Origin of the sequence: Nocardiopsis sp. CNS-639 (assembly GCF_000381685.1) — a bacterium.
Classification (GTDB): Bacteria; Actinomycetota; Actinomycetes; order Streptosporangiales; family Streptosporangiaceae; genus Nocardiopsis; species Nocardiopsis dassonvillei.
In genome coordinates, this window is the sequence record NZ_KB906862.1 from 175678 (window position 1) to 194132 (window position 18455).

Genomic DNA, 18455 nt, shown 5'->3' on the forward strand with positions numbered 1-18455 from the left:
AGGGGGGTAGGAAACGAAGGGCCATTTTGCTATGAATTAGTTGGCCGTTTAGACAAACAAATTACTCCACTGTGATGTGGCACACAAGGTCTTCAGGTATCGAAGTCGAAGCGGTTCGATTTCGAAGGACAATACCCTCGCGCACGAGAGGCGAACACCCCCCATGACCCTCCAGCCGCACCTGCCGCCGTACCGGGACCCCGCCCTGCCGCCCGAACGGCGCGTGGACGACCTGCTCGCCCGCCTCACCCCGGAGGAGCGGATCGGCCTGCTCCACCAGCACCAGGCGCCCGTCGAGCGCCTGGGCGTCGGCCCCTTCCGGACCGGGACCGAGGCGCTGCACGGACTGGCCTGGCTCGGACCGGCCACCGTCTACCCGCAGGCCGTCGGCCTGGCCAGCACCTGGGACCCCGGCCTGCTCCGCCTCGTCGGCCGGGCCGTCGGCGACGAGGTGCTCGCCCGCAGGGGCGCGGGTGCGTCGCCCAACGTCTGGGCGCCCGTGGTCAACCCGCTGCGCGACCCCCGCTGGGGCCGCAACGAGGAGGGCTACTCCGAGGACGCGTGGCTGACCGGGCTCCTGGCCGCCGCCTACGCCCGGGGACTGGCCGGTGACGGCGACACGCTGCGCCTCGCGCCCACCCTCAAGCACTTCCTCGCCTACAACAACGAGGAGGGCCGCTGCGAGACCTCCAGCGACCTGCCGCCGAGGGTCCTGCGCGAGTACGAGCTCCAGGCCTTCCTGCCCGCCCTGGCCGAGGGGGCGGCCGTGGCCGTCATGCCCTCCTACAACCTGGTCAACGGGCGGCCCGCGCACCTGAGCCCGCTGATCGGCGACGTGCTGCGCCCGGCCGCGCCCGACCGCCTGCTGGTGGTCAGCGACGCCTACGCGCCCGCCAACCTCGTGGAGGCGCAGCACTTCCACCCCGACCTGCCCACGGCCTACGCGCACGCGATCCGGGCCGGGCTCGACAGCTTCACCCAGGACGACGACCGCACCGAGCCCACCCTCGGGCACGTGCGCGAGGCGCTGCGCCGGGGGCTGCTCACCGCGGCCGACATCGACCGCGCCGCGCGCAACGTGCTCTCGGTCCGGATCCGGCTGGGCGAGTTCGACCCCGTCATGGGCGGGGTCGCCGGGGTGGGCGGAGACCTGCTGGCCGGGGACGGCCCGAACGGTGAGGTGTGGGACGGGGGCACGGGGGACACCGGGATCGGTGACGCGGGGGAGGCCGGGCACGGGACCGGCGGGGACGCCGGGGCCTTCGACACCCCCGAGCACCGGGCGCTGGCCCGGGAGGCGGCCACCCGCTCGATCGTCCTGCTCCGCAACGAGGGCACGCTCCCGCTGCGCGACGTGCGCCGGGTCGCCGTCGTCGGCCAGCTCGGCGACACCGTGCTGGAGGACTGGTACAGCGGGACGCTGCCCTACGCCGTCACCGCGCGCGCCGGGATCGCCGAGCGGGTGGAGACGGTGTTCTGCGAGGGCGTGGACCGGATCCGGCTGGGCATGTTCGGCCACATGATCGTCACGGACCCCGGTGACGGGAGCCCCGCCCGGTTGGAGCCCCACGGCGTCTGCGGCGGGCACCGAGGCGCGGACGGGCACGCGCCGACCCTGGATGAGGAGGTCGAGGGCGCGGACTTCGACCTCCTGGACTGGGGCGGCGGCGCCTGCGTGCTGCGCTCGGCGCGGACGGGGAGGTACCTCGACGCGGGACCCGACGGCGTCCTGGCCTTCACCGCGCCGGGACCCGGTACCTGGGAGGTCACCCAGACCTTCCGCCTGGAGGAGTACAAGTTCGTGCACACCCTTACCCACGTGCGAAGCGGCCGCCCCGTCACGGCGGGTCACGATCGTGTCCTGCGCCTGGCGGACGAAGGGGAGGAGGAGCTGTTCTTCATCGTGGACGGGCTCGGCACGGGAGCCGAGGAGGCCGCGCGGGTGGCCTCCTCCGCCGACGTCGCGGTCGTCGTCCTGGGCGACCACCCCATGGTCAACGGGCGCGAGACCGAGGACCGGACCGACCTGGACCTGCCCGCCGCCCAGGAGCGGATGCTGCGCGCCGTGCGCGCGGCCAACCCCGCCACGGTCCTGGTGCTCAGCAGCGGCTGCCCGTTCGGGATCACCTGGGCCGACGAGCACGTCCCGGCCGTCCTGTGGTCGGCGCACGGCGGTCAGGAGTACGGCCACGCGCTCGCGGACGTGCTCTTCGGCGACGCCGAGCCCTCCGGGCGGCTTCCGCAGACCTGGTACCGCTCCGCCGACGACCTGCCCGGCATGCTCGACTACGACATCGTCGGCGCGCGCGGCACCTACCTGTACTTCGAGGGTGAGCCGCTCTACCCCTTCGGGCACGGCCTCGGCTACACGTCGGTGGAGTACGCGGCCCCGGTGGTCCGCGTGGACGGCGGCCGGGTCACCGTCACCGTCATGGTCGCCAACACGGGCACGCGGCCCGCCGACGAGGTGGTGCAGGTCTACACCCGCCAGCTGGCCTCGCGGGTGCGGACCCCGCTGCGCGCGCTGCGCGGGTTCGCCCGGGTGCGCGTGGAGCCGGGCCGCAGCGCGCTCGCCACGGTCTCCTTCGACGTGGACCGGCTCGCGCTGTGGGACACCACCCGCGACCGCTTCGTGGTGGAGGACGCGCCGCGCCAGGTGCTGGTCGGGCGTTCGGCGACCGACATCCGCGCCACCGCGGCCCTGGACGTGCCGGGGGAGGCCATCCCGCCCCGCGACGCGCGCACGCCGTGGTCGGCCGCGGGCTACGACGACGCCCGGGGCACGTCCCTGTGCCCGCTCACCCCCGAGCGGGGCGACGCGGTGCGTTCCCGGGAGGGCGGTGCGTGGGCCGCCTTCCGCGACGTGGACCTCGGCGACGGGGTCACCGGGTGCCGCCTCACGGTGAACGCCGAACACGCCAGCACGGTCCGCGTCCGCCTGGACGACCCCGAGGACGGGCCGACCGCCGCGGTGGCCGACGTCCCGGCGGGCAAGGACGGCTACGACTTCACCGAGGTCGGCGCGGCCTTCGAGGACACGGGGGGAGCCGGGGGGATCCGTGACCTGTACCTGGTCTTCGACCGGCCGGGTACGGCGGTGGCCGACCTGGTCCTGACCGGCGGTGCTCCGGCACCGGAGGCGGACTGAGCGGCAGCGGGCCGGAGCCGCCCCGGGGGAGATCCGGCGCGGGGCGGCCGGCAGCGAGTCGGGGGCGGCCCACCCGAGTTCCGGGCGGGCCGCCCCCGGTCGCCCGGGTTGCGGCGGCGGTCGCGACACCCCGGTCCGGGGGCCGCCGTGCGTTCCCGGGCCAGCGGGGTCCGGAGGGGCTCACCGGAACTGGGCCACCAGCTGGGCCAGGATGTTGTGCGGCAGGCTGCGGGGGAGCATCTGGTTGACGGTGCCGGAGACGTGGAGGTCGCGTTCCGGGACGTGGTAGAGCACGTTCCCGAAGGCCCCGGAGTGGCCGATCATCTCCGGGGCGGGTGCGAACGGCGTCATCCAGCGCGGGAGCCTGAACCGCATGACCCCGATCCCGTAGTCGATGGGGACCAGACGTGAGAACACCGGGTTCCAGCGCGCGGTCATCTCCGCCAGGTACCGCGCGGGGAACAGTTCGCCCCCGACGAAGGCGCGCAGGAGCCGCAGCTGGTCGGCCGAGGTCGAGACCACCGCTCCGTCGGGCGGGAACGAGGCGATCGTCCTCGGCACGCGCAGCCGGGTGCGGCCGTGCAGGAGCGTGGCGACCTCGTCGTAGCGGTCCAGCGTGTGCGGGGTGAACAGCCAGGTGTCGTGCAGCCCGAGCGGTTCGAGGACCCGGGCGCGCAGGGCCCGGTCGTAGCCGCCGGACGTGGCCACCTCGATGACGCGTCCGAGCAGCTGGTAGTTGGTGTCGCAGTAGTGCGCCCTGCCCGGGGTCGAGGGGGCGAACCGGCTCGGCATGGCCCTGGCCATGCCGAGGAAGTCCTCGAAGGTCCAGGCGGCGTCCTCGCGGAGCATGTCGCCCAGGAACGTGGTGCCGTCGGGGCGCTTCTGCTCGAAGTAGTCGGGGATCCCGGACGTCTGCGTCAGCAGTTCGCGCACCGTGATCTCCGGACCGTGGTCGCGGCCCCCGTACGTGTTGAGCCCGCGCATCGTGTCCGCGCCGAGCAGGTCCGCGACGGGTGTGTCGAGGGTCAGGGTCCCCTCGTCGCGCAGCTGCATGACCATCGCGACGGTGTACAGCTTGGTGATACTGGCGACGAAGTACGGCCGCCCGGTGTCGCCGTGGCTCCAGGAGAACCCGGTGGACGGCTGCTCCACGGCGAGGCTCATCAGCGACACCCCCGGCTTGGCGGCGTAGCGCGCCGCGATCCCGTCGAGCTGGGCCGAGATCCGCTCACTCACGGGGTGTTCTCCTCCAGCAGTCGTTCGGTGGCGTCGAGCCAGTCCAGCTCCGCCCTGGCCAGGGTGATGCCGTAGGAGAGCGTGGCCAGGCGGAGCGCCTGCCCGAGCCCGGCGGCCTCCGCCGGGACGGCGATCGCCTCCAGCGCGGCCAGCTCCCCGCCCACCTCCCGCCTGCGGGTGTCCAGCAGTTCCCGGATGTCCTCCGTGCGCATCCTGTCCGCGAAGAACAGCCGTGCCAGGAAGGGGTCCCGGGTCGGCTGGGTGCGCAGGGGGGAGGTGAGCCAGCGGTCCAGTTCGGCCAGCCCGGGGGCGGTCACGCTGTGCAGGTGCAGGTTGGGGCGCTCCTCCTGCACCACGGTGCGGCGGGAGGCCAGGCCCTCCTCCACCAGGCCGGTGAGCGTTCGGTAGATCTGCGACTGGTCCGCCGTCCAGAAGTGCCCGACGCTCTCGTCGATCACCTTCTTCAGGTCGTAGCCGCTCATCGGCTTGATGGACAGGAGCCCGAGGATGGCGTGCCGTAGGGACATGGGTAGAGGATAGCGCCAATATATGTGTTGTCCACTATGGGAGAGTGCATGTAGTCCGGAGGTCGGTGCGGACTTCGGAGCCGGAACGCCGGAACGAAGGTGAATCCCCTGCTCAGGGCGGAGTGCACGCCGCCCCGTACGGCCCCCTGGTAACTGTCCGGAAAGGTCACCGGTGTGACGCGAGGGGTTCCGACCTGACTCTGGGCGAGGTCGGGTGGGCGAGGCGCGCTAGGAGTACAGGCCCCCGGCGGAGGGGCGGGTCCGGCGGCCCCTCACGGTCACGGCACTAGGCGGTGTCCGCGGTGTCCCCGTCCGGCCGTGCCGCGTCCGCCGCCGGGCGTTCGGCGGGCTCCACAGCGGGCTCCGCGGCGGACTCCTCGCCGGACGCGGGACCGGGGGCCCGGGTCACGGGCTCGGGCAGGGGCAGCAGCCCCGCGTCGAGCGAGTGGATCATCGCGGTGGCCCCGCCCCGGGCCGCCGCGCTCAGCCCCAGCGACGACAGCTCCACCCGGCAGCCGCCCGCCTCCGGTGCGAACGCGCTCGCGGCCGCCTCCGCCCGGCAGTTCGGCAGCAGCCACGGGCCCAGGGGCACGAAGTAGCCGCCCAGCACCACCAGGCTCGGGTTGGTGACGTTGATCAGCACGGCCAGGCCCCGGCCCAGCCACGTGCCCGCCCGCTCCAGCGCGCCGACGGCGGTGTCCTCGCCCGCCTCGGCGCGTTCCACGGCCGTCCCCACCAGCCCGGCGACGTCGCTGCCCGACAGCGGGTGGTCCGGGAACCGGTCGGGGACGGCCCCGCGCAGGATGGCCCCGATCCCCGCCAGCGCCTCCAGGCAGCCGCGGCGCCCGCACGCGCACTCCGGGCCGTCCGGGGACAGCGACAGGTGGCCCACCTCGCCCGCGAACCCGCTGGCGCCGCGCAGCAGTTCGCCCCCGGTCAGGATGCCCGCGCCGATCCCGACCTCACCGGTCAGGTACGCGAGGTCGGCCGTCCCCGCGAACGACCCCACCCGGTACTCGGCCACCGCGCCCAGGTTCGCGTCGTTGTCCACCCGCACCGGGACGCCCTCCACCCCGGCCTCGCGCAGCAGCTCCGACAGCCGGTCGCGCAGCGGTACGTCGCGCCAGCCCAGGTTGGGCGCGTGCGTGACCGTCCCCGAGGGGGCGTCGATCAGCGCCGGGACCGCCACGCTCACCCCCACCACGGTGCGCCCGCGCAGCGCGGGGTCGGCCGCCGTCGCGCCCAGGGTGCGCGCGATGTGCCGCGCGCACGCCTCCGCCCCGGCCGACCGGGCGTCGAAGGGGACGTGGCGGCTGACCAGTTCGCGCTGGAGCAGGTCCACGGCGACCACCGACAGGTAGTCCACGTTGACCTCCAGGCCGATCGCCGCGATCGAGGAGTCGTCCAGGTCCAGCAGCACCCCCGGACGCCCCACCCGCTGCCGGGAGGAGCGCCCGGTCTCGCGGACCAGCCTGCGCGCCATGAGGTCGGCGACCAGGCTGGACACCGTGGTCTTGTTCAGCCCGGTGGCCGCGGCCACCGCCGCGCGCGAGCAGGGGGCCAGCTCGCGGACCGTGCGCAGCACGACGCCCAGGTTGGTCTCCCGGACCGTCTGGAAGCTCACCGTTCCCGAACCGACCGACACCTGGTCCCCCTCGTCCCGTCCGACACGGCACACCGTGCCCGGATCGTACAGGCAGCCGGTGGCGTGAGCGGGGGCGCTGCCCCGGCAGGGCGTGGCTGCGGAGGCGGACGCGGCGGAGGGGACGGCTGTGGCCGGGGAGGTGATCGTGGAATCGGGGGACTACGCCGGGGCGGGAATCCGGATCTGGATCCGGGACCGGAAGGCAGGACCGCAACCGTGGAACCGGGGGTGGAGGGCGGAGTCGGGGCGCGGCCGGGGGCCGGACCGGAAAAGCCGTTGCGCCCGGCCGGCCCCTCTGGTGGGATCCCGGTCATGGTGCCTCCCGACGTCTTCCGCGACCAGCCCGTCCTCACCGGGGAGAGGGTCCGCCTCGAACCGCTCGACGCCAGGACCGGTGAGCACTTCATCGAACCGGTACTGCGCATGGACCCCGAGGTGCGCCGCCTCACCGGCACCCACCGGGAGTTCACCAGGGAGGAGCTGGTGCGCTGGGCCGCGACGCGGCCCGACCACCACGACCGGGCCGACTGGGTCGTCTTCGAGAGGGAGGGCGGCGCGGCCGTGGGCGAGTGCGCGCTGATCGACCTCGACCCGGACAACGCCAGCGCCGGCTACCGGATCGCGCTCAACGGCATGTCCGTCACCGGGAGGGGCTACGGCACCGAGGCCACGGACCTCGTGCTGGAGTACGCCTTCACCGTGGCTGGGCTGCACCGGGTCGCCCTGGAGGTGTTCGCGTTCAACACCCGCGCGCAGAGGTCCTACGCCCGGTCGGGGTTCGTCCGGGAGGGCGTCTGGCGCGAGTCCCTGCGCTGGGACGGCGAGTGGCACGACGCCGTGCTGATGTCGATCCTGGCCGAGGAGTACGCCGAGCTCCGCGCCGCCCGGAAGAAGGGCTGAGGCGGGTTCCGTGGGCACCGCCCGTCGCGCAGCGGGGTGCGTACCCGCGGAACGCGTCCCGGGGCTACCCTCGGGCCATGCCCGTTCCTGACTTCCTCCTCGCCCTCCGCAGCCACGTCGGCCACGGCCTCCTGCCCCTCGTCGGGGTGACGGCGGTGGTGGTCAACGAGGAGGGCGAGGTCCTCCTGCACCGGCGCGCGGACGACGGCCGCTGGGCCACGCCCGGCGGCATCCTGGAACCGGAGGAGGAGCCCGCCCGGGCCGTCGTCCGCGAGGTGCGCGAGGAGACCGGGGTGGAGGTCGAGGTGGAGCGGCTCACCAGCGTGCTCGCCCAGGAGCCCTTCACCTACCCCAACGGCGACCGCGTGCAGATCCTCGACCTGGCCTTCCGCTGCCGCCCCGTGGGCGGGGCGCCCGACGCCAGCGGCGACGAGAGCCTGGACGTGCGCTGGTTCCCGCCCGGGGCCCTGCCGGACATGCCCCAGCGCATCCTGGACCGGATCGACCACGCCCACGAGGACCGCCCGGGGCCGTTCTACGTCACCTGAGCCCGGCTTCCCCGGATCCCGGCCTGTACGGCCCTCCCGGACCCGGACCGAGCCGGGTGCCGCCACCGAGCTGGCCGTCAGCGGTCCGGCGGGCGCGGGGAGCGCCCCGGGAGCCTCCGGCGACCGCTCCGGACCGCGCGGGCGACCGCCCCCGCGCGGCTCGGGGCCGCCCCGCTTCGCGGTGACCCCGGTCAGGACCGCCCGGCGGGCAGGGAGAGCAGTCCCTCCACCGTCCGGGCCAGGTCGCGGTCCGAGACGTCCGGCGGGGCGAAGACCGAGGGGAAGCGCCCCTCCAGGTGGGAGGACCAGCCGGTCACCAGCCCCGCGTGCCGCGCCCCGGCGACGTCCCATCCGTGCGCGGTGACCAGGGCCAGCCGCTCCGGGGCGACTCCCAGGGACCGCGCGGCGGCCCGGTAGGCGCCCGGCGCGGGCCGCCACTCCCCGGCGGGGCGGGCGGCCAGCACGTCCTCCACCAGGTCGGGCAGACCGGCGCGCTCCAGCAGTCTCCGGGCCAGCGCGTCGTCGTGGTCGCCCAGGACCGCGACGGGCACCCCGGCCCCGCGCGCGGCGCGCAGCGCGGCGGCCGCCTCGGGTCGGGGGTCGAGTTCGGCCAGCCCCTCGACGATGGCGTCCTCGGCGGAGGGGGCGATCTGGTGGCCGGTGATGTCGCGCAGCGCTCCCCGGACCACGTCCTCGAAGGAGCGGTCGGCGCCGTCGCCGCCCACCAGGGCCAGGGCGAACGAGTCGCGCAGCAGGTGGTCCGACCAGCGGGTCATGAGCACCCGGGGGATTCCGGCCTCCCGGAACCGCCACTCCAGGGGCGCGAGGGGGAAGAGGGTGTCGAGGACGTCAAGGACGAGGGCGGCCGGGCGGAGCGGTCGCCCGGCGGGGCGTTCGGACATGGGAGCGGCTCCAGGGAGGGGGTCGGGAACGGCCACCCCGTTCCTACCCGGGCGCGGGCTCCTTCGCGCCTCCCGGACACCCGGTCGCCGCCCTCACACCCACCGTCCCCGCGACCGGCACCCGGCGCGCCCCCTCCCGCCTCCGCCGAACGGCACCCCGGATCCACTCCCGTTCCCGGGGCCGCCGCTCGGCTCAGAGCGCGTCCAGGCGGGGGATCTGCTCCACCGCCCACGGGCTCAGCAGCCACGGTGTCCGCTCGGCCACCGCCACCAGGTCCGCCCACTCCGCCCACGCGTACTCGGCCACCTCCGACGGGTCGGGGTCCGGGCCCTCCTCCGCGCGCGCCCAGAAGACCGGGCAGAACTCGTTCTCCACGATCCCCTCGGCCGACACCGCCCGGTACCGGAAGTCGGGCAGCGCGGGCCGCACCCCGCTGACGCGCATCCCCAGTTCCTGGCCGACCCGGCGGCGCACGGCCGCGTCGAGGTCCTCGTCCGGGCCGGGGTGGCCGCAGCAGCTGTTCGTCCACACCCCCGGCCAGGTGGTCTTGCCCAGGGCCCGGCGGGTGATCAGCACCCGCCCGTCCGCGTCCAGGACGTAGCAGGAGAACGCCAGGTGCAGCGGTGTCTCCCGGGTGTGCACGGTGGCCTTGTCGGCGACGCCCACGCGCTGGTGCTCCTCGTCGAGCAGAACCACGAGTTCGCGCTCGGCGCCGCCCTCCGCGCCCGCGGCGGCCCTGTGCTGGGTCACGGCTCCTACCCCCCGCTTCCGGGACCGCCGCGCTCCGCCCGGTCGGCCCTCGTTCCTGCGTCACACGCGTACGGTCCGTACTCCCCACGCGGCGACGTTCTCCCCTCCCATACTCACCCGTCACTCCCACCCGATGCGCACCGGCTCCACCGGACCGTGCTCCGCGCGGTCCCGGGGTGCGCATACAGTTCCTGATGGCCCCGAGTCGGGAGCCACCGGACACAGGGAACGCAAGGCCGGCCGCGACGACCGCGGCGCGGCGGTGGAGCGGTGACAGAGACGATGACGGACACGGGTACCCGGACGCTGCCGGAGGAGTTGGAGCACCCGGCGGAGCGGATCGACCCCGACCGGTTGGCCGCGTGCCTGGACGTGATCGCCCGCGCCGGTGAGCTGCCCAGCGACCACCCGGACTCGGTCGCCCTCCAGCGCGCGACCGCACGCCTGTTCAAGAACGTCAAGGAGCGGCGCCGCAAGGAGCGCCAGGCCGCCCGCCAGGCCCACGACAGGGCCGTGTTCGCGGCCACCGCCACCGCGGCACCGGACCGGATCGACGACGAGACCAACGGCCGCGCCCTCACCAGCGGCAGCGGCGGCGCCCTCGCGGGCGTGCTGAGCAGGCCCCGGCCCTGCTACATCTGCAAGGAGAGGTACCGGGAGGTCGACTCCTTCTACCACCAGCTGTGCCCCGCGTGCGCCGCGTTCAACAGGGAGCGCCGCAACGCCCGCACCGACCTGAGCGGGCGCCGGGCCCTGCTCACCGGCGGCCGGGCCAAGATCGGCATGTACATCGCCCTGCGGCTGCTGAGGGACGGCGCGCACACCACCGTCACCACGCGCTTCCCCAACGACGCGGTGCGCCGGTTCGCCGCGATGCCCGACAGCGGCGAGTGGCTGCACCGGCTGCGGGTGGTGGGCGTCGACCTGCGCGACCCCGCCCAGGTGCTGCGGCTGGCCGACGCGGTGGCCGAACAGGGACCGCTGGACATCCTCATCAACAACGCGGCCCAGACGGTGCGCCGTTCGCCCGGCTCCTACGGGCCGCTGGTCGAGGCCGAGGCCGAACCGCTCACGGGCGAGGGCCTCCCCGAGCCGCTGGTGCTGGGCGGCGTGCGCCCGCGCGCCCTGGAGGACCGCGCCGACCCTGGGCGGGACGCCCCGGCGACCCACGCGCTCACCCCGGCCATGCTCACCTCCCTGGCGCTGACCACGGGCTCCGCGTCGATGGAGCGGGTGCGCACCGGGACGGCGATCGACGCCGGAGGGCTGGTGCCCGACCTGGCCCCGGTGAACAGCTGGACGCGGCGGATCGGCGAGGTCGACCCCGTCGAGATGCTGGAGGTGCAGCTGTGCAACGTGAGCGCGCCGTTCCTGCTGGTGGACCGGTTGCGCCCGGCCCTGGCGGCCTCCCCGGCGCGCCGCACCTACATCGTCAACGTGTCGGCGATGGAAGGGGTGTTCGGCCGCGGCTACAAGGGGCCGGGGCACCCCCACACCAACATGGCCAAGGCCGCGCTCAACATGCTCACCCGCACCAGCGCCCAGGAGATGCTGGAGTCCGACGGCATTCTGATGACCAGCGTGGACACCGGGTGGATCACGGACGAGCGCCCGCACCCGGAGAAGGAGCGGCTGGCCGAGGCCGGGTTCCACGCGCCCCTGGACCTGGAGGACGGGGCCGCGCGCGTGTACGACCCCATCGTGCGGGGCGAGCTGGGCGAGGACCTGCACGGGTGCTTCCTGAAGGACTACGCCCCCGCCAACTGGTAGAGGGCAGCCGGAAGTCGGACCCCCTCGGGGACCCCCCGTATTCCAGGAAACCGCATCGGGCCCGGCGGCGGTAGAGGCGGCGGGAGGCTGTGGACAACCGCCGCCCGCGAGCGGCTGGAGGACGTGCCGCTCCTGCCGGGAGCGGCACGGCGGTCGGGGGACGCGTTCCGCCGCCGGACGGTTCCCGGTCCCGCCGTCGCGCCACCACGCGACGCACCGGCACCGTCGGCGGGAGCCGGCCCCGCCTACTCCGCGTGCCCGTTGCGGTAGGCCCAGGCCGCCACCTCCACGCGGTTGCGCGCCCCCAGCTTGGCCTGCACGCTCGCCAGGTGCGTCTTGACCGTGCTCACGGTGACGAACAGCTCCCCGGCCACCTCGGTGTTGGTCAGCCCCCGCGCCACCGCGCGCACGATGTCCAGCTCCCGCACGGTCAGCCCGCCGTCCCCCGGCGCGGACCGGGGCGCCGCCGCGAAGTGCCGCAGCAGCCGCACGGTGACCCTCGGGGAGACCAGGGCGTCGCCCCTGGCGGCGGCCCGCACCGCCTCCACCAGCAGGGCCGGTCCGGCGTCCTTGAGCAGGAACCCGACCGCCCCTCCGGTGATCGCCGCGTGCACGTACTCGTCCAGGTCGAACGTGGTCACCACGACCACCCGGAGCGGGTCGGCCACTCCCGGACCGGCCAACCGCCGGGTGGCCTCCAGGCCGTCCACCCCCGGCATCCGGATGTCCATGAGCACCACGTCCGGGCGCAGCTCCCGGGCCAGCCGGACCGCCTCCAGACCGTCACCGGCCTCGCCCACCACCTCGACGCCGTCCTCGGCCGCCAGCATGTACCGGAACCCGGTCCGCACCATGGCCTGGTCGTCCGCCAGCAGCACCCGGATCGGCGCCCCGCCGCCGCCGGGCACCGCCCGCTCCCCTCCGGCCTCCTGGGACCCCCGCATCACCCTCACCCCTGCTCCCCGACAGTCGAACGTCGCTCCGGGCCCTCGCCCGCCCGGTCCAGCGGCAGCCGCGCCGCCACCTCCCAGCCCCGGCCCCGGTCACGCGGGCCCGCGGAGAACACGCCGCCGAGCAGGCGCACCCGTTCCGCCATGCCGACCAGGCCGAACCCGCCCCCGGCCGGTCCCGCGCCCCCCTGGCCGTCGTCACCCACCCGCACCGCGACCTCCTCCGCTCCGGCCTCCACCGACACCTCCACCCGGGTGGCGCCCCGGGCGTGCCGCAGCGCGTTGGTGACCGACTCCTGGGCGATCCGCAGCACCGCCGTTCCTGCGGTCGGCGGCAGGGCCTCCACGGGACCCCGGCACCGTACCGCCACCTCCGGTCGGCTCCCGGCCGCCGGTGTCGCCAGCCGGGCCAGCCCCGCGGCGGTGTCCGGGGCCAGCGGCACGTCGCCCGGTTCCCGCAGCCGCGAGACCATCCCGCGCATGGACTCCAGGGCGCGCGCCCCCGCCGCCTCGATCTCGGGCAGCGCGTTGCGCACCGCGCCGGGGTCGCGGTCGGCGATGTGGCGCAGCGCCTGCGCCTGGACGACGATGCCGGTCACCTCGTGCGCCACGACGTCGTGCAGGTCGCGGGCGATCGCCAGCCGCTCCTGGGAGCGGGCTTGCTCCGCGTGGGAACGCCGCTGTGCCTCCCGCCACCGCAGGTACAGCCCCGGGGCCAGTCCCACGGCCACGAACGTCAGCGACGTGTTGGCCAGGCTCGCGTAGTAGGGGACGGGCTCTCGCAGGTAGTCCGAGAGGGTGGCCGCGAAGGCGCACAGGGCCACCGTGCCGATCTGCCAGGGGCGGCACCGCAGCCCGGCCAGCGCGAGCAGCACCAGCAGCCCGCTGACCTCCGAGCCCGCCAGGGCGTACCCGAACGCCTCCCCCATGGGCAGCGGCCACAGCACCGCGGAGGCCGCCAGCACCGAGGCCGAGGCCGCCGCACCGGACACCGCGGTCACCACCGGTCCCGAGGACGGGCGCAGGGTGAGCAGCGCGAGCACGCAGACCACCCCGCCGGAGACCACCGGCACGTAGTCCATGGCCGAGTGCGGGGGCCCCATCCAGTCCGGGCGGGAGAAGTCGCCGTGAACGCGCAGCAGGTCCAGCGCCCACACCACCGCGAGCACGCACGCCACGGCCCACGGCGCGAGCCGGGACAGCGCACCGCTGGTCCGGTCGCCGCCGAGCGTCGCGAACACCCTGTTCATGGCCATGGCGACCAGCGTAGGCCGCGCGGACGCGGCGGGCCTCGGCCGAAGGTACGAGGCGGGCGGGTCCGGGCGTCGGCCGTTCGGTCGATGCGCGCGCACGGGCCCGGAGGCGAGGCTGGGAGCCGTTCGACGTCGGAGGGGGAGAGGGCACCGCATGAGCGAGGCGGGGTACGACACGACAGGGGCGCAACGGCACGGGGACGGGACGCACCACCCGGCCGGGGCACGGCACGAGGGCGGGGCGCTCCACACGCCCGGGAGCGGGGAACCGCGCACGGCGGGGACCGAGGCTCGGCACACGGCCGGGACACGGCACACAGCCGCGTCCGACGGTGCCGGTCCCGGCCCCGGCCTGCCGTCCCCCGCGCGACGCGTGGTCTTCCTGGACGTCGCACGGGCGCTCGCGATGATCGGCGTGGTCATGATGAACGCGTCCTCGGTGGTCTATCCCGTCGAGATGTCGGGCGACCGGGTCCCGGGCGTGCTGAGCGAACTCGTGGACGGCGGGCTCACCCTGCTCATGTCGGGCAGGGCCAGGACCATGCTCATGGTGCTGCTGGGCGCGGGCGTGGTCCTGGCGTGGCGGGCCGCCGCCCGGCGCGGCGGGAGTCCGGCGGCGGTGATGCTGCGCCGCTACGCCGTCCTGGGTCTGCTGTTCGGACTTCCGCACCTGGCGGTCTTCGACGGGGACATCCTCACCCAGTACTCGGTCGCGGCGCTGCTGCTGACCCCGCTGGTGCCGCTGCTGCTCGGCGGGTCCCGCCGCAGACCGCTGGTCGCGGCGGCCGTGCTGTTCGCCGCCGTACCGGTGTCGGACCTGCTGCTCTCGCCGTTCCTCGGGGACCACACCTGGGGGGCCTCGGCGATGCTGGTCCCGCAGACCCTCGGGTTCTTCTGCGTGGGCGTGTGGCTGGCCCGCCGCCCGGAGCTCACCGCCGAGCCCGGAACCGGCGCGGAGGGGACCTCCCGCCTGCCGCTGCGCATGCTCGTGTTCGGCGCGGCGGTCCAGGTCCTGAGCGTGGCGCTCATGCTCGTCGGCAGCGTCGTGTTCCCGACCGAGTTCGGCGCCGACGGCGCGCCGGTGCGGTCCGTGGGCGAGACCGTGGTCGTCCTCCTGGGGAACACCTTGCTGAACCTGGGCGGAGCCCTGCTCTACCTGGGATTGGTGTGGTGGCTGGTGCTCAGGGGGCGGGGAGCGGCGCGTGTGCTGGGGACCCTGGCCCCGCTCGGGCGGATGACCCTCACGGTGTACCTGGGCAGCACGGCGGTGTTCCTGGCGGTCATGGGCCCGTTCGAGGGGACGGTTCCCCAGTTGGCCCAGTACGCCCTGGCCGCCGCCTACTTCGTCGCGACCGCCGTCCTCGCCCGCCTGTGGGCGCGCCGGTTCCGGCTCGGCCCTCTGGAGTGGGTGTGGCGGAGCCTGACCCACCTGCGCCCGGTGCCCCTGCGCGCCGAGCGCTCCGGTCGGCGGTCCGGCCTCCCGGCCGACAGCGGGGACCCGGCCTGACACCGGAACCCGACCGCTTCCGGCGGCGGTGGTGCTCACCTGTCGGCGGTTGCGGAGCCGGGTCCCACCCGGAGAGGCCCATGGGGCGGCGGGCCGGTGAGCCCCTTCCGGTCACCGCGCCAGCCGCCCGGGGACGCTCGTCCGGGGCGCCGCCCCACGGCGGTGTCGGCGGAAGCCGCGCGGCGCCCCGCCCGCTCCGCCGCCCGGGGTGCTCCCGGGCGGCCCGCACATCGCGCGGGTTCCTCCCAGCGCCCGGTGGCCGGGGGCGGCACCCCGTCACGGCCGATGTCCTCGCGCGGGTTCCTCTCAGCCTCCGGCGACCGAGGGCAGCACCCGCACGTCCGCGCCGTCGCGAACCGGCGCCGCCAGCCCGCCGACCCCGCGGCACTCGTCCTCGTCCACGAACACGTTGACGTAGCGGCGCAGCCGCCCCTGCTCGTCGCGGATCCGCCTGTCCAGCCCCGGGTACCGGGCGGTGAGCGCGTCCAGCACCCCGCCCAGCGCGGTCCCGTCCTCGACCTCCACCGGGACGTGGGCCGCGCCGTCGGCGTCGGCCCTCAGCAGACCCGGCAGGTGTACCGTCACCCGCATCTCACACCTCCGCGGCGCGTACGCACAGGACGTCGGGCAGGTGCTGGACCACCGGGTGCCAGCCGTCACCGTCGTCGGTGGCGGCGTAGACGTCGCCCGACCGGGTGCCGAAGTAGAACCCGGGCACGTCCGCCCCGTCGGTGCAGGCGCCGTCGCGCAGCACGATCCCGAAGTAGGGCTCCCGCGGCAGGCCCTGCGTGAACGGCCGCCAGCTGCCGCCCCCGTCGTCGGTCCGGTACACGCCCAGCCGGTGGTCGGGCGGCAGGTGCACCTCCTGGCTGACCACGGGGAAGTTGAGCGCGGTCTCCGGCCGGTGCGGGTGGGCGACCACCGCGAACCCGAAGTCGGTGGGAAGGCCGGTCTCCACGGCCGTCCACCCCTTCCCCGCGGGGTCCGAGCTGCGGTACACCCCGTGGTGGTTCTGCGCGTAGAGCACGCCGCCCGGCCCGGCGGCCACCTTGTGCACGCACTGGCCGTACTCGGGCTCCTCGTCGGGCAGGAACACCGCCGAGATCCCCCGGTTGGCCGGAGCCCAACTGGCACCGTCGTCGCGGGTCTGGTAGACACCACCGGTGGACATGGCCACGGTCACGGCTCCGGGCACGCGCCCGCCCGCGCCGAGGATCCCGGGCAGGATCGTGTGGACCGCGCCGCCGCCCGCCCCGGGGAACCAGTCGGCGTGGTGCGGGTGGTCCCACAGGGCGCGGACGAGTTCGAAGCGCAGCCCGCCGTCGGAGGACCGGAACAGGGCGTGCGGCTCCACCCCCGCGTACACGGTGTCGGCGTCGTCGCCGAAGGCGAACTGCCAGGCCCGGACGAGGGAGGCGTCGGTGTCCTCGGGGAAGGCGATGGGCGCGGACCCGGGCTCGTGCCAGGTGGCGCCCCCGTCGTCGCTGTACCAGACGCTCGGTCCGAAGTGCGAGCTCTCCGCTCCGGCGAGGATGCGGCCGCTGTGCGGGTTGACGCCGACCGCGTACACCGCGCTCATGCTGGCGTAGTCCGCGGAGTCGAGCCGGTGCGGGCCGCTCACCTCCCACGCGCGCCGATCCTCGCTGCGGGCGGTGAAGAGCCCCTTGCGTGTGCCGATGACCAGGAGATATGCCATGACCAGCTCCAGAATGGGATCGAGGTCTCCACTGTGGCACAGGTCACTGACAATCGGCGGTCGCGCGCCCCGGCGGGCCGCGTTCCCCGGCCGGGAAACTGTAAGGAAACCGATCGTTTTCCTGGAAGATGTTCAATGGGGACTGATCCGGAATGGCTCCCGCTCCGGCCGCGCGGAAGGCGAAATCCGCTGAGAGGCGAACCGCTTTCCGGGTAGATGTTCCGCACGGTCCGGAAGGCGGTTGTCAGACGAACCCCGCTCTGCAATAAAATTCCGGGCCAACCAGTGCGCCCGCGTGGGTTTCGGACTGTGCCCACCGGATGCGTTCCCGCTACAACAGGACAGACGACTTCCCGCTCCCCGGTCTCTCGGTGCGTTTCAGGACTACCGTCCCAATGGTCCCGCGTACCAAAGAGAACCGGATCCCCACTCGATAGGGTCGCCTCATGCACCACCCCCCCGACACGCTCCACGCCCGCAAACGGCGTAAGGCCCGGGCCATGATCGTGTCAGCAGCCTTCCAGCTCTTCGCGGAGCACGGATTCGACAACGTCACGGTCGCCGCGATCGCCGAACGCGCGGAAGTCGGCCGGACCACCTTCTTCAGGTACTTCGGCGACAAACAACAGGTGCTGTTCGCCGACGACGGGGCGGAGGCCGACCGCATGTGCGCCTACGTGCTGGAGAAGGCTCCCCGGCCGCTGGGCGAGGACCTCGGCGCCGCCGTCGAACTGCTCAGGGAGGCCGACGCCGCCGTCAGACCGCACACCGCGCTCTCCCCGGCCCACTCCGCCGTCCTGGCGCGCCTGCTCCGGGAGAGCGGTGAGCTGCGCTCGCGCTACCTGCTCACCCGTCAGCAGCGCGCCCACCGGTTCGCCGGTGCCCTGGTGGAGGCGGGTGCGGCCGAGAACGTCGCCGTGCTCGCCGCCCACACCGCCATGGCCTGCGAGTTGACCGCCATGCGGCTGGCGGAGAACCCGGAGGCCTTCCCCGCCCGCCTCGACGAGGCGCACGTCCTCCTCCACACCATCGACAGACCGGCGGCCCCCTGACCCGGGCCCCCACCCCGCACCGACCCGGGGCGCACCGATACCGGTACCGGCCGCCCCGGGCCGTGTCGCGCGGCCGGTACGCCCACGGCGTCCCGGACACCCGCGCGGTCCGGAGCGTGCGCGCCTACGCGCGGCCGGCGCGCTCGCGGCGCCCCGGCACGTCCACGGCGTCAGGACGTGCGCCGGGCCGCGTCGAGGGCCGCCTCCACGCCCTCGTCGTAGCGGAGAGCGGCGGTGATCAGGCCGTGGCGCACCTCGAACAGGGTCGCGGTGCGCACCGGGGCCGCCTCGGGCCCCGAATCGGCGCGGCCGGGCCAGGCGGCGTCCTGCTCCACCACGACGCGGTGCTCGTCCACGGTGTGCCAGCCGACCGGTTCGATGCGGATGCCCGAGTCGCGGACCCAGTCCAGGAAGGCGTCCACGCCCTGCGCGGAATCCTGGGGTCCGCCGACCCTGATGTCGGGGTCGGCGACCGCCTTCGCCGCCATCAGGTCCCGTGCGCTCACCGCCGCGTGCCAGTCCCTGACCGGCGCCCAGCGCGCGTCGTCGGTGTCCGCGCTCATGTGCATC

The 18455-nt window shown here is 74.8% G+C and carries 16 protein-coding genes; 6 read left to right on the forward strand and 10 right to left on the reverse strand.

Features of this window, described 5'->3' with window-relative positions:
* Positions 1-163 precede the first annotated feature (163 nt).
* Positions 164-3148 (forward strand): glycoside hydrolase family 3 protein, encoded by a 2985-nt coding sequence (locus G011_RS0115835; RefSeq protein ID WP_019609336.1) that lies wholly within the window; start codon positions 164-166, stop codon positions 3146-3148.
* Positions 3149-3328: 180 nt separating this feature from the next.
* On the opposite strand, the gene G011_RS0115840 is transcribed toward G011_RS0115835, so the two are convergent.
* The 3 genes from G011_RS0115840 to G011_RS0115850 all read right to left on the reverse strand — a co-directional run bounded on the left by G011_RS0115840 (position 3329) and on the right by G011_RS0115850 (position 6556).
* Complete coding sequence (locus G011_RS0115840; RefSeq protein ID WP_019609337.1) at positions 3329-4384, reverse strand: serine hydrolase; 1056 nt, start codon at positions 4382-4384, stop codon at positions 3329-3331.
* Positions 4381-4911 (reverse strand): PadR family transcriptional regulator, encoded by a 531-nt coding sequence (locus G011_RS0115845; RefSeq protein ID WP_019609338.1) that lies wholly within the window; start codon positions 4909-4911, stop codon positions 4381-4383. Before G011_RS0115845 ends, G011_RS0115840 begins: the two co-directional genes overlap by 4 nt.
* Before the next feature lie 286 nt (positions 4912-5197).
* Positions 5198-6556 (reverse strand): ROK family protein, encoded by a 1359-nt coding sequence (locus G011_RS0115850; RefSeq protein ID WP_019609339.1) that lies wholly within the window; start codon positions 6554-6556, stop codon positions 5198-5200.
* Positions 6557-6868: 312 nt separating this feature from the next.
* On the opposite strand from G011_RS0115850, the gene G011_RS0115855 reads away from it, so the two are divergent.
* Both G011_RS0115855 and G011_RS0115860 read left to right on the forward strand, forming a co-directional pair.
* Positions 6869-7456, forward strand: coding sequence for a GNAT family N-acetyltransferase (locus tag G011_RS0115855; protein ID WP_019609340.1), 588 nt, complete (start codon positions 6869-6871; stop codon positions 7454-7456).
* A 77-nt stretch (positions 7457-7533) separates the two neighbouring features.
* Positions 7534-8004, forward strand: a complete 471-nt coding sequence (locus G011_RS0115860; protein ID WP_019609341.1) for an NUDIX domain-containing protein — start codon at positions 7534-7536, stop codon at positions 8002-8004.
* A gap of 191 nt (positions 8005-8195) precedes the next feature.
* On the opposite strand, the gene G011_RS0115865 is transcribed toward G011_RS0115860, so the two are convergent.
* Both G011_RS0115865 and idi read right to left on the reverse strand, forming a co-directional pair.
* Positions 8196-8906: an HAD family hydrolase gene (locus tag G011_RS0115865; RefSeq protein WP_019609342.1), complete on the reverse strand. Its 711-nt coding sequence runs from the start codon at positions 8904-8906 to the stop codon at positions 8196-8198.
* A gap of 193 nt (positions 8907-9099) precedes the next feature.
* A complete protein-coding gene (gene idi, locus G011_RS0115870) occupies positions 9100-9657 on the reverse strand; it encodes an isopentenyl-diphosphate Delta-isomerase (protein WP_019609343.1) in 558 nt (185 codons plus the stop codon).
* A 282-nt stretch (positions 9658-9939) separates the two neighbouring features.
* Here idi and G011_RS0115875 point away from each other — a divergent pair, with 282 nt between their 5' ends.
* Positions 9940-11427, forward strand: a complete 1488-nt coding sequence (locus G011_RS0115875) for an SDR family oxidoreductase (protein ID WP_019609344.1) — start codon at positions 9940-9942, stop codon at positions 11425-11427.
* A 245-nt stretch (positions 11428-11672) separates the two neighbouring features.
* On the opposite strand, the gene G011_RS0115880 is transcribed toward G011_RS0115875, so the two are convergent.
* Both G011_RS0115880 and G011_RS0115885 read right to left on the reverse strand, forming a co-directional pair.
* Positions 11673-12371 carry a response regulator transcription factor gene (locus G011_RS0115880; RefSeq protein WP_051104375.1) on the reverse strand — a complete coding sequence of 233 codons (699 nt, stop codon included), beginning with the start codon at positions 12369-12371 and terminating at the stop codon, positions 11673-11675.
* 5 nt (positions 12372-12376) lie between these two features.
* Complete coding sequence (locus tag G011_RS0115885; protein ID WP_019609346.1) at positions 12377-13633, reverse strand: sensor histidine kinase; 1257 nt, start codon at positions 13631-13633, stop codon at positions 12377-12379.
* A gap of 151 nt (positions 13634-13784) precedes the next feature.
* Here G011_RS0115885 and G011_RS0115890 point away from each other — a divergent pair, with 151 nt between their 5' ends.
* A complete protein-coding gene (locus G011_RS0115890; RefSeq protein ID WP_026338352.1) occupies positions 13785-15137 on the forward strand; it encodes a DUF418 domain-containing protein in 1353 nt (450 codons plus the stop codon).
* Positions 15138-15443: 306 nt separating this feature from the next.
* Here G011_RS0115890 and G011_RS0115895 read toward each other — a convergent pair whose 3' ends face one another.
* Positions 15444-15728 (reverse strand): MoaD/ThiS family protein, encoded by a 285-nt coding sequence (locus tag G011_RS0115895; protein ID WP_017563261.1) that lies wholly within the window; start codon positions 15726-15728, stop codon positions 15444-15446.
* A gap of 1 nt (position 15729) precedes the next feature.
* Complete coding sequence (locus G011_RS0115900; protein ID WP_019609348.1) at positions 15730-16833, reverse strand: sialidase family protein; 1104 nt, start codon at positions 16831-16833, stop codon at positions 15730-15732.
* Positions 16834-17279: 446 nt separating this feature from the next.
* Here G011_RS0115900 and G011_RS0115905 point away from each other — a divergent pair, with 446 nt between their 5' ends.
* Positions 17280-17885 carry a TetR/AcrR family transcriptional regulator gene (locus tag G011_RS0115905; protein ID WP_019609349.1) on the forward strand — a complete coding sequence of 202 codons (606 nt, stop codon included), beginning with the start codon at positions 17280-17282 and terminating at the stop codon, positions 17883-17885.
* A 170-nt stretch (positions 17886-18055) separates the two neighbouring features.
* Here the strand turns inward: G011_RS0115905 and G011_RS0115910 are convergent, their stop codons facing one another.
* A complete protein-coding gene (locus tag G011_RS0115910) occupies positions 18056-18448 on the reverse strand; it encodes a nuclear transport factor 2 family protein (RefSeq protein WP_155979787.1) in 393 nt (130 codons plus the stop codon).
* Between the last annotated feature and the right edge of the window lie 7 nt (positions 18449-18455).